This is a genomic window from Arthrobacter sp. NPDC058288 (assembly GCF_042880995.1).
GTDB lineage: Bacteria > Actinomycetota > Actinomycetes > Actinomycetales > Micrococcaceae > Arthrobacter.
Genome location: NZ_JBHVYH010000002.1, coordinates 105,265 through 116,314 on the forward strand (window position 1 = coordinate 105,265; position 11,050 = coordinate 116,314).

10 protein-coding genes are annotated in these 11,050 nt (G+C 67.0%); 1 reads left to right on the forward strand and 9 read right to left on the reverse strand.

The window, feature by feature from the left end; translation table 11 throughout:
• Positions 1 to 48: 48 nt before the first annotated feature.
• From pcaC to ACFVWT_RS09265, 8 genes are all read right to left on the reverse strand, one after another.
• Complete coding sequence (pcaC, locus tag ACFVWT_RS09230) at positions 49 to 513, reverse strand: 4-carboxymuconolactone decarboxylase (protein ID WP_390247331.1); 465 nt, start codon at positions 511 to 513, stop codon at positions 49 to 51.
• The gene (locus ACFVWT_RS09235) at positions 510 to 1,328 is read right to left on the reverse strand and encodes an alpha/beta fold hydrolase (protein ID WP_390247333.1); all 819 of its coding nucleotides are present in this window, start codon (positions 1,326 to 1,328) and stop codon (positions 510 to 512) included. Before ACFVWT_RS09235 ends, pcaC begins: the two co-directional genes overlap by 4 nt.
• Positions 1,321 to 2,808 carry a lyase family protein gene (locus ACFVWT_RS09240; RefSeq protein ID WP_390247836.1) on the reverse strand — a complete coding sequence of 496 codons (1,488 nt, stop codon included), beginning with the start codon at positions 2,806 to 2,808 and terminating at the stop codon, positions 1,321 to 1,323. The genes ACFVWT_RS09235 and ACFVWT_RS09240 overlap by 8 nt, the downstream gene beginning before the upstream one ends.
• 11 nt (positions 2,809 to 2,819) lie before the next feature.
• Positions 2,820 to 3,395: a protocatechuate 3,4-dioxygenase subunit alpha gene (gene pcaG / locus ACFVWT_RS09245; RefSeq protein WP_390247335.1), complete on the reverse strand. Its 576-nt coding sequence runs from the start codon at positions 3,393 to 3,395 to the stop codon at positions 2,820 to 2,822.
• 4 nt (positions 3,396 to 3,399) lie between these two features.
• A complete protein-coding gene (gene pcaH, locus ACFVWT_RS09250) occupies positions 3,400 to 4,305 on the reverse strand; it encodes a protocatechuate 3,4-dioxygenase subunit beta (protein WP_390247337.1) in 906 nt (301 codons plus the stop codon).
• 51 nt (positions 4,306 to 4,356) lie between these two features.
• Positions 4,357 to 6,273, reverse strand: coding sequence for a bifunctional sugar phosphate isomerase/epimerase/4-hydroxyphenylpyruvate dioxygenase family protein (locus tag ACFVWT_RS09255; RefSeq protein ID WP_390247339.1), 1,917 nt, complete (start codon positions 6,271 to 6,273; stop codon positions 4,357 to 4,359).
• Positions 6,273 to 7,154: a shikimate dehydrogenase gene (locus ACFVWT_RS09260; protein WP_390247341.1), complete on the reverse strand. Its 882-nt coding sequence runs from the start codon at positions 7,152 to 7,154 to the stop codon at positions 6,273 to 6,275. The genes ACFVWT_RS09255 and ACFVWT_RS09260 overlap by 1 nt, the downstream gene beginning before the upstream one ends.
• Positions 7,155 to 7,320: 166 nt before the next feature.
• Positions 7,321 to 8,157 carry an IclR family transcriptional regulator gene (locus tag ACFVWT_RS09265; protein ID WP_390247343.1) on the reverse strand — a complete coding sequence of 279 codons (837 nt, stop codon included), beginning with the start codon at positions 8,155 to 8,157 and terminating at the stop codon, positions 7,321 to 7,323.
• Positions 8,158 to 8,406: 249 nt separating this feature from the next.
• Here ACFVWT_RS09265 and ACFVWT_RS09270 point away from each other — a divergent pair, with 249 nt between their 5' ends.
• Complete coding sequence (locus ACFVWT_RS09270; protein WP_390247345.1) at positions 8,407 to 9,726, forward strand: MFS transporter; 1,320 nt, start codon at positions 8,407 to 8,409, stop codon at positions 9,724 to 9,726.
• 170 nt (positions 9,727 to 9,896) lie between these two features.
• Here ACFVWT_RS09270 and ACFVWT_RS09275 read toward each other — a convergent pair whose 3' ends face one another.
• A complete protein-coding gene (locus tag ACFVWT_RS09275; RefSeq protein WP_390247347.1) occupies positions 9,897 to 10,979 on the reverse strand; it encodes an ATP-dependent DNA ligase in 1,083 nt (360 codons plus the stop codon).
• Positions 10,980 to 11,050: the final 71 nt, after the last annotated feature.

Below are 11,050 nucleotides of genomic sequence, written 5' to 3' on the forward strand. Positions count from 1 at the left end.
GTCGCAGTTAATGTCTTTATGAGGGCTCATAACGACATCTACTGCCACCTAGTTGGGCGGGGCGGCGGCGTCCAGGTCCCTAAACACTTGTTGGGCTGTCTTGAAAGCAGTGTTGGCGGAGGGAACCCCGCAGTAAATGGCGGTCTGCAGCAGGATTTCCTTGATCTCGTCCCTGCTCAGGCCGTTGGTGATGGCTGCGCGGATGTGCATGGCCAGTTCTTCCCAGTGCCCGTGCGCCACCATGGCGGTGATGGTGACGGCCGAACGCATCTGCCGGGTCAGGCCCGGCCGCGTCCAGATGCCACCCCAGGCGATGCGGGTGATCATGTCCTGGAAGTCTTCGGTGAAGGAGTCCTTGTTGGCGTTGGCGCGGTCAACATGCGCGGCCCCCAGCACCTCGCGACGGACCACCATCCCGCCGTCGTAGATTTCCTGGCTGGTGGCGTCCGGCTGGACCACCCCGTGCCGTTCAGGGCCGGCGGGCGCCCCGCCAGCGGTCTCCGGGCCGCTCATTTGGCTGCCCCGCTGGTTTCGCTCCAGGTGATGAGGCTGCGCAGCAGTTCGGCAACATGGGCAGGTGCCTCGAACGGAGCCAGGTGTGCCACCCCCTCCAGTGTCACGGCGTTTGCCGTCCCGCCGCCGGCGGTGATTCCGTCCACGATCTCCTTGGCAAACGACGGCGGCGCAACCGTGTCTTCCGCGCCGGCCACCGCCTGGGTGGGAACACGGATGCTGCCCAGCTCGGCGCGGACGTCGAAGCCGGCAAGGGCTTCGCAGCAGAAGGCGTAGCTGAAACGGTCGGTATCGCGAAGGGAGTGCAGGAGCCGGCCGCTAAGCTCCGGCTCACGATCCATGAAGCCGGGCGCGAACCAGCGCTCGGCTGAACCCTGGATCATCACCGGCGTGCCCTGGGTCCGGACGGTCTCCGCGCGCTCCAGCCAGCCTTCGGGCGTGCCGATCTTGGCGCCGGTGCACTGCACCGACAAGCTCTTCAGCCGTTCGCCGTGCTTGATTCCCAGCTGCAGCCCGGTGGCCCCGCCGAGGGACACGCCGGCGTAATGGAACCTCTCGCCCGGGGCAATCGAGTCAACGAGGTCGACGACGGCGTCGGCCAGTTCGGCGACGTCGAACGTTTCCGTTGCGGCCGGTGACACGCCGTGCCCGGGCAGGTCCCAGGCGACGACGTCGTAGTCGGTCCCGAGCAGGGCGCCGGCCTGGGCCCACAGCAGCGAGGACGTCCCCAGTGACGGCCCCACCACCAGCAGGGGCTTGTCCCCCAGCGGGCGCTGGGGGGAGAGCAGTACTGCCTTGACTGTTGGTCTAGCCACGGGTGACTCCGTTCAGGTCTGTTTCGGTGGTTGTTCCGGCGGGAAGGGCCCGGCCTGCGCCGGCCGATTCGTCGTAGCCGGCAAAGTCGGGGAAAGCGGCCAGGATGCGGCGGGAAATTTCAGTGGCCTGCCCCACGTAGCTGGCAGGATCCAGGAGTTCCTCCAGCCGTTCGTTGGACAGGGCTTCGGCGGGAACGGCCTCCCGCAGCAGTCGGCGGTATGTTCCGGGCTGCTCCGGGGACGGAGCCTGGAGCGTCCGGTCCACCATGTCCTGGAGCTGCTGCTTGCCGTTCCGTCCGTCCCGCTCATCAAGGAGCGGCGCCACGGCGGCGGACACTCCTTCGCTGAGCAGCAGCGGCCCGGACAGTTCCAGGTTGCGGCGCATGGCATCCGGAAAGACCTGCAGGCCCTCCGCGAGTTCCCGCAGGTGCCCGGCCGCGCCGAGTGCCAGCCGAAGGAGCTGGCGAAAGGCCTGCCATTCGCTGTGCCAGGCGCCGTCGGGACGTTCATCGTTGAAGTTGGCCGCTGCCAGGTGCAGCTGCGCGGCCAGGTTCGGTGCCTGCAGTGCAGCGCTGCGGACCAGCACGGACAGTACGGGGTTCTGCTTCTGCGGCATGGCTGACGAAACCCCGCGCCCGGCGGCCCGGGGTTCGGCGAGCTCTCCCACTTCCGGACGGCTGAGGAACAGCACATCGCCGGCGATCTTGCCCAGCGCGTCCGTCACCGCAGCCAGCGCATCGCCCAGGGAGGTGACGGCCAGCCGGTTGGTGTGCCATGGCCCCGGGGCTGACGCCAGCCCGAGGTGTGCGGCCAGGTTGCCCGAGAGGTCGAAGGGTGTGTCCACCGAACCCTTGGTCAGCACTGTCCCGGCGGCCAGCGTTCCAGCGGCGCCGCCCGTCTGCAGCGGCAGCTCGACGGCCTCCAGGCGCCGGCCCGCAGCGGCCAGTCCATGGAACCACTGCGCCGCCTTGAGCCCGAACGTAAACGGCAGCGAGTGCTGCGTCAGGCTCCTGCCGACGCACAACGTGTCCGCATGCTGCTCCGCAAAGGCCGCCAGCGCCGTCGTGATTCCGCGAAGGTCGGCGAGGAGCATGGCAACGGCGTTCCTGGCCAGCAGCATCAGCGCCGAGTCCAGCACGTCCTGGCTGGTCAGCGAGGTGTGCACGGCCCCCAGAGCGCCCAGATTGTCTGTGTCCAGGGCCTTGACCTGGGCCCGGAGGTCAGCCAGGAGCGGGATGACCGGGTTAGCGCCGCCCTGTGCGCGGACGGCGATGCCGGCCACGTCGTAGCGGTCCGCGTCCGCTGCGGAAGCCACCACGGCGGCAGAGCCGGCCGGCGCGAGGCCGGCCTTCTCCAAAACCGACGCCCAGCCGGCCTCAACGGCGAGAATCGCCGCCAGGACCGCCCGGTCCCCCGTCAGCGCCGCCACCAAAGGCGACGCCGACACGGGACTGAGGAGTCCGACGTCGCCGCCGAACACGTCAGGATCATTCACTTGGAGGCATCCTCAAAGTCGAGGAAGACCGTTTCCCCTTCGCCCTGCAGCCGGATGTCCCAGGTGAGTCCGCCATCGGCGTCGCGGCGCGCAATCAGCGTGCTGCGGCGCTCCGGGTCCAGGGAGGAGAGCAGCGGATCCGCCGCCAGGGCTTCCTCATTCTCCGGCAGGTACACACGCGTGAAGAGCCGGTTCATCAGGCCGCGGGCAAACACGGCGACCGAAATGAAGGCCGCTGCGCCGGGCTCGGTGGGGCCGGGATTAACCGTGGTGAAGGTGTACACGCCGGTGTTGCCCACCGCGCTCCGGCCGAATCCGGTGAACGTGTAGCCGTCCCGGACCAGCGAACCGGTCCGGCGTACGACCTTGCCCTCGGAATCCGGCTGCCAGATTTCCAGGATTGCGTCCGGGATGGGGTGGCCGGCACCGTCGTAGACAGTGCCTTGCAGGCGGATGGAGCCCGGTGAACCCGGAGCCAGCAGTTCACGGTCCTTTTCGTACGGCAGTGCGTAGCCGTAGAAGGGGCCAACGGTCTGGCCGGGGGTGGGGGTCAGCTTGGTGGGGTTACTCATCCGACTACTCCTCGTCGCCATCTGTGCCAAATGCTTCGTTTTCGGTCCAGGTCCGCTTGGAGCCCGTCAGGACAATGTCCCACCTGTAGCCGATCGCCCACTCAGGCTTGGTGAGGTCGTGGTCGTAGGTGGCCACCAGCCGGTCGCGGGCGTCCTGGTCCACGATGGACTGGTAGATGGGGTCCAGCGGGAAGAGCTGGTCACCGGGGAAGTACATCTGGGTGACGATGCGCTGGGTGAATTCCTGCCCGAAGAGGGAGAAGTGGATGTGCGCCGGCCGCCAGGCGTTGAGGTGGTTCTTCCACGGGTACGCGCCGGGCTTGATGGTGGTGAAGCTGTAGGAACCGTCGGCGCCGGTGATGCAGCGGCCCACGCCGGTGAAGTTGGGGTCGAGCGGTGCCGGGTGCTGGTCCCGCTTGTGGATGTAGCGCCCGGCCGAGTTGGCCTGCCAGATCTCTACGAGCTGTCCGGCCACGGGACGGCCGTCGCCGTCGAGCACGCGGCCTGAGACCAGGATGCGTTCGCCCAGGGGCTCACCGTTGTGCTGGATGGTCAGGTCCGATTCCAGCGCGTGCACGTCCATGTGCCCGAAGGCCGGTGAGTACAGTTCGATGGTTTCCGGATCGGCGTGGTGCAGGTCCTTGGTCGGGTGGCGGAGGACGCTGCTGCGGTACGGTGCGTAGTCCAGCCGGGGCTGGATTTCCGCCTTGGCTCCGTTCTTGAGCGCCTCCGCATATGCTTCGCCGATCGATTTCATTTCGGCGCTGAGGTCCGCCTGCGATTCCGCAGCGGCATCGAGCGGCGCATAGGTCTTCGGTGCGGCTTCGGTTCCGGCCTGGGGCGCCGCGTCCGACACGTCTTCGGTGATCGGGTCGGCATTGAAAATTTCAAGGTTGATGTCTTCAGGCACAGCAGCCTCCTTTCACTTGTTGTTGATGGTTGGTGACGATGGGTGGTGGGTTCAGGCGGTGCGGCCCAGCTGGTGCAGGTGGTCGTACTGGACGGCGTGCCGCACCGGCGCGTTGGGTGCACCGTAGCCGTCATAGCCGCCGCGGCGCTCCACCATTTCGAAGAACACGCTGCCCACGGTGGCGGTGTAGAAGTGCAGGAACTCGCCGTCGGCGTCGCGGTCGTACAGGAGGTTGAGCTCCCGGAGCGTGGCCAGGAACGCAGGGTCGAGGTCGAACCGCGCGTCCAGGTCCTCGTAGTAGTTGGCCGGGATCTGCAGGAAATCCAGGCCCCGGTCCCGGGCTGCGCGGGCCGTCTCCACGAGGTCGTCCACGGCGAAGGCGATGTGCTCCTGGTAGGTCTTCCGGTGCGCGGTGCCCGAATCCGCGCCGTCCTGCTGGATCACCGGTGCAAGGTTGAGCACCAGGCGCACGGCACGGTCCGCCGTCAACATCACCTGGGAGCGCACCAGTCCGCTGGGGCTGGGCACCTCCGCGAACGGCTGCGGCTCCAGGGCCAGCGCGCTGGTGTAGAACAGCACGGCTTCGTCAAAGTGCTGCCACGGCTGGGCGAGGTTCACGTGGTCGATCACCGCGCCGCGTCCGCCGGCGGCCGGGAACTCCAGCCCTTCGCCGAACTCGCGGGTCCAGGCTGCCGTGCCGTCCGGGCTGCCCTGGCAGAGGAAGATCTCTGTGGAGTCCGGCGCGGCGAAGCCCTGGAACACTTCTTCGTCGGCCTGGCTCTTGCGGGGCACGGCGGGCGCCTTGAGCTGCTGGGCGCGGGCCGCGGCGATCACGGGAGAGTCGACGTCGAACCCGAGGGCGGCAATTGCCGGTGAGGAGTCCCCGGCGCCCACCGAAGCCTCATTGATGATCACGCGTGCGTGGCCCATGCTCCACAATTGCACGTCCTTGGTGCGGTGTCTGCCGTTGAATTCAAAGCCCAGCTGTCCCAGCACCTTCTCGAGGCCTGCGGTGTCAGCGGCTTTGACCTCGGCGAAGTTGAAGCCGGCCGGTTCTGCCACCTGCGGGAGGGTGGCCAGTTCCATGGGATAACGACGGCGGCCTTTTGCTTGAGTGCCTGCGGCACCCGCACCCGCCGGGGCGTTTGCCTCCAGCCACTTGGCGCTCTGCTCCTCCAGCCAGATCAGCGACCGCATGGCGTCCACGGCGGTGCGTTCGACGTCGGACTGGCGGAAGACGTCGTTGAAGACCTCCAGCGACACCGGTCCGGTGTAGCCGGCGCGGACCACGTGGCCCATGAACTTGGCCAGTTCAAACTGGCCCTCGCCCGGGAAGACGCGGTAGTGGCGGCTCCAGGACAGGACGTCCATAGAAAGCTTCGGGGCGTCCGCCACCTGCACGAAGAAGATCTTGTCCGCGCTGAACGATTCAATCGGTGCGGTGTCCCAGTCGCGGGACAGGATGTGGAAGGAGTCCAGGCAGGTGCCCAGGTTCGGATGGTCCACGGTTTCCACCAGGCGGTGGGCGTGCTCGTAGTCGTTGACGTACTTGCCCCAGGCGAGTGCCTCGTAGGCCACCTTCACGCCGTGGTCGGCGGCGAGCCCCGCCAGCCGGGCCAGCTGTTCGGCGCGCAGGGAGTCGTCGTCGATGGTGGCCGTGCCCACGTTGGAGCAGACCAGGATGGTGTCCATGCCCAGGCGGGACATCAGCTTGAACTTTGCCTCGGCCCGGCGGAGGTTGGCGGCGAGGAGATCCTCCGGAACACTGTCGAAGTCACGGAACGGCTGGTAGAGGTCCAGCGTCAGGCCCAGGTCCGCGGCCGTCTTCCGGATGTCCTCCGGGCTCAGTGAGGACGTCACCAGGTCCTGCTCGAAGATCTCGATTCCGTCGAAGCCGGCGATGGCGCACGCCTGCATTTTCTCCTTCAGCGTGCCGGACAGGCATACTGTGGCGATTCCGGTGCGCATCAGGCGGTCACCTCTTCGGCGGCAACGAGTTCCAGGAAGTGGGCACGCATGCGGTCCGCGTCCGCCTCGAGGCCGGTGAAGATCCGGAAGGCATCGGCTGCCTGGCCCACGGCCATGCGTCCGCCGTCCAGTACCTCGCAGCCCTTGGCACGGGCTTCGCGGACCAGCTCGGTGTCGATCGGGCGGTAGACAATGTCCGCCACCCAGTGCCGGGATTCCAGCAGCGAAAGGTCCAGCGGAACGCCCGGGTGTGCTGCCATGCCCACAGGGGTGCAGTGCACCAGGCCGTCGGCGAGGGGCATCACCTGCGGCAGCTCCGCCGTCGTGCGGGCCCTCACGGTGCTGTCCGGGAAGAACCCGGCCAGTTCGGCGGCACGCGCGGCGCAGCGGGCGGCATCCGTATCCACGAGGTCAAGGTGGCGGACGCCGGCGGTGAGCAGGGCGTACGCGACGGCGGAACCGGCGCCGCCGGCACCCAACTGGACCACGCGGTCAAGCTTTGCGTCAGGCAGCCCGGAGGCGAGGGCGGCCGCGAAGCCTGAGAAGTCGGTGTTGTGGCCGATGAAGCGGCCGTCCCGGATGGTGACGGTGTTGACGGCGCCGAGGCGGCGGGCGTCCGGCGACACTTCGTCGAGGTGGTCCAGGACCAGCTGCTTGCACGGATGCGTGATGTTCAGTCCGTTGAAGCCGAGGCGGTGGGCGCTCTGCAGGAGCTCGCCCACCGATTCACCGGGCAGGCCCAGCTCCAGCAGGTCGATGGGGCGGTAGAGGTACCGCAGGCCCTGCACATCGCCTTCGCGTTCGTGCATGTGGGGCGTGAGCGACGGCATCACGCCATCACCCACGAGGCCCACCAGAAAGGACTCTGCTCGATTGCTCATCCGTATAGCTCCTTTGACAACGGCATCCGGCGGACCGGGGCGCACTGGGCGCCGGCGGTGTGCCGGGTGATAGGGATTACAGTACAGGAAAAGTTCACATATTGCACTGATGTTCTTATGACGAACAAATGACGACGCCGACGCCTGCCACTGCGGGCGGGGCGGCTCATCGCTGCGGCAGCCTTGCGGCCAGTTCCGCGGCGGCTTCCTGGAGCACGGGGACAAGGGCCACCAGCTCCTCCATGCTGAGCCGGAAGACGGGAACTGCCGTTGCCAGGGATGCGAAGGCGTAGCCCTGGGCATTGAAGACAGGAACGGCCACGGCGCGCATACCGAGCTCATTTTCCTCATCCATGACCGCGTAGCCGAGGCGGCGGACCTGCTCGATCTCGGACCGGAAGGCCTCACGGTCCGTGATGGAATATTCCGTCAGCGGCTCAAGTTCCAGCTCCTCCACCAGGCGCTTCCGCTCGGCGTCCTCGGCAAAAGCCACCAGCGCCTTACCCACCGACGTGGTGTGGAGGGCGCCAAGATGCCCGGGATCACTCGTGACGCGGAACGTCTGCGGTCCGTCCACCTTGTTGACCGTAAGGTGATGGTTTCCGTCGCGGACGGAGAGGATGGTGGCTTCCCCGGTCTTCTCAGTGACCCGGCGGAGGATGGGCAGCGCCGTACCGGCGAATCCGTGATGGTTGGAGACGCGCTGGCCCAGCTGGAAGACGCGCAGGCCCAGGTGGTAGCGGCGGCCGTCCGGCTCGTAGTCCACAAAGCCGTCCCGGGTGAGCGAGCCCAGCAGCCGGTACGTGGTGCTGAAGGGCAGCTCGGCCCGCCGGGACAGCTCGGCCGCACTGGCGCCCCGCGGCTCATCTCCCAGCAGGACAAGAAGGCCCAGGGCCTTGCCCACCATATCCGTACGGGAATCTTCCTTGGCTGCCCTGGGCACCCTCGCCCCTTTGACTGCTCCGGCCACAACGTCCGGCTCTGTGCTTTGATTCACACTCATAACTCGATGTTGCCACATTGTGAGAGCTATTTCTAGATCGTGATTATTTTTCTTGACAAGTGACAGCCCTCACAGCCATCATTGCTATATCGCACAAGTAGCTCCCACCATGTGGCTACTCGTCCGGGTCTTCACACGGACCACCGGCCGCCGCCAGCAGAGCCTTCAACTAGGTTTCCAGCAACAAACAGGCGTCAGCTGCGAAAATCCTGATCCATCCGCGACAATGTCGTCACACAAAGGAACACCATGAGCCAGACACTCCCGTCCACGACGCCGGGCACCGCTGCACCGGCCGGGACCCCGAAGAAGGCAGCCCTCGCCAGCTTCCTGGGAAGCGCCGTCGAGTACTACGACTTCTTCATCTTCGGTTCAGCCGCCGCGCTGATCTTCCCGCACGTGTTTTTCCCCAATGCTGATGCCAACGCCGCCATCATGTCCTTCGCCACCTTCGGCTTCGCCTACGTGGCCCGCCCGATCGGCGCCGTCATTCTGGGCCACTTCGGCGACCGCGTGGGCCGGCAGAAGGTCCTCATGTTCACCCTGGTGCTGATGGGAGCCTCCACCTTCCTCATCGGCTGCCTCCCCGACTTCAACACGGTGGGCTGGTGGGCTCCCGCGCTGCTGGTGCTCGCCCGCCTGTGCCAGGGCCTCTCCGCAGCCGGTGAACAGGCCGGTGCCTCGTCCATGACGCTGGAGCACGCCCCGGACAACCGACGTTCCTTCTTCACGTCCTGGACCCTCACCGGTACCCAGGGCGGCCAGATCCTCGCGGCCCTCGTGTTTATCCCCGTGCTCGCGCTGCCTGATGAGGTCAAGTACGGCATCGGCTGGCGCATCCCGTTCTGGCTCAGCGCCGTGGTGGTCCTGGTGGCCTTCTTCATCCGCCGCACCCTGCACGAACCGCCGGCATTCGCCGAAGCCCAGAAGACCGCTGCCATCTCCAAGCTGCCCGTGGCCGACCTGCTGAAGCACCACTGGCGCGACGTCCTCCGGGTTGTGGCCTGCGCCTTCATCGCCGCAGTGTCCACCGTGTTCGGCACGCTGGCCATCAGCTACGCCAAGACCGTGGCCGGCGTGGACGGCACCACCACCCTCTGGCTCGTAGTTGGCGCAAACTTCGTGGCCCTCGGCACCCAGCCCCTGTTCGGCATGCTGTCGGACAAGATCGGCCGCAAGCCCGTCTTCATCTATGGCGCCGTAGCCAGCGCCGTCCTGACGCCGGTGTTCCTGCTGAGCCTCGAATCCGGCAGCGTTCCGCTGATGTTCCTGGCCGCCATCGGCTTCTTCTCCTTCGGCTACGCAGCCTCCAACGCCGTCTGGCCGTCCTTCTACGCCGAGATGTTCAGCACCAAGGTCCGCTTCTCCGGCCTGGCCATCGGTACGCAGCTCGGCTTCCTGATGGCCGGTTTCGCCCCGGCGATTGTGGCGGCAATGGGCGGCATCAAGCCCGGCGGCTGGGTCCAGATCAGCATCTTCACGGCAGTCATCTGCGGCGTTGCGGCGATCTCCGCCCTCACGGCCAAGGAATCCTTCATGACCCCCACCCGGGAGCTCGGCCTGAAGTAAGGCGCGTTCCTGCGGCAGCCGCCGTCGTGACCCTTTTTGCCCGTCAAAACGGCCCCGACACGGCGATTCCCTGACCTTCCGGCCAAGTTCACACAAAAGAAGGTCACGACGGCGGCCCGTCCCCTCACGGGGGCGGGCCGCCGTCGCTTAACCAGTAGTTTGAGGCCGGTCTAAGTGGCCAACACCTCGGCGAGGTCGTACTTGACGGGTTCTTCCAGCTGCTCGTAAGTGCAGGATTCCGGGTCCCGGTCCGGCCGCCAGCGGACGAACTGGGCGGTATGGCGGAACCGTTCGCCTTCCATGTGGTCGTACTTCACTTCCAGCACCCGTTCAGGCCGGAGCGGGGTGAAGGACAAGTCCTTGCCCGCGCTCCACCGGCTGCCTTCGGCGTTCCGCGGCGTCCGGCTGCCCTCCTCCTGCTTGGCCCACGCCCAGGGGTGGCCGTCGAAGTCAGTCACCAGGGGCTGGAGTTCCTCGAACAGTTCCTTGCGGCGCTGCATCGGGAAGGCACCCACCACGCCCACACTGGCCAGCTGGCCCTCGCCGTTGTAGAGCCCCAGTAGCAGCGAACCGATACGGTCCGGCCCGCTGGTGTGCACGCGGTAGCCGGCCAGGACGCAGTCCGCGGTGCGTTCGTGCTTGACCTTGAGCATCACACGTTTGTCCGGCTGGTAGCTGCCGTCCAGGGCCTTGGCCACAATGCCGTCGAGGCCGGCTCCCTCGAACTGGTGGAACCACTGCTGCGCCGTGCCGTTGTCCCGCGTTGTGGCGGTCAGGTGGACGGGCGCGGAACTGCCCGCAAGGGCCTTCTCCAGCATGCTCCGCCGCTCGGAAAACGGCCGCCCGGTGAGGTCCTCGTCATCAAGCGCCAGAAGGTCGAACGCCACAAAGCTGGCCGGCGTCTGGGCTGCGAGGAGCTTCACCCGGCTGGCGGCGGGGTGGATCCGCTGCTGCAGGGCCTCGAAGTCCAGCCGGTCACCGGAGGCACCCACCAGGATGATTTCGCCGTCCAGAACGCAGCGGGGCGGCAGGTTCACCTTCAGCGCCTCGACGAGCTCCGGGAAGTAGCGGGTCATGGGCTTGCCGTTCCGGCTGCCGATCTCCACCTCGTCGCCGTCCCGGAAGATGATGGACCGGAAGCCGTCCCACTTGGGTTCGAAGCTCCATTTCGGGCCGGAATCAGGAACCTCGGGCAGGGAGCTGACGGCTTTGGCGAGCATGGGTGCGATCGGGGGCATCACCGGCAGTTGCATAACGCCCATTCTTGCCCGGAGGCCCGCTCCGCACCACCCCTGCGGGGCGGGAACCTCCGTGGCGCGCGTGG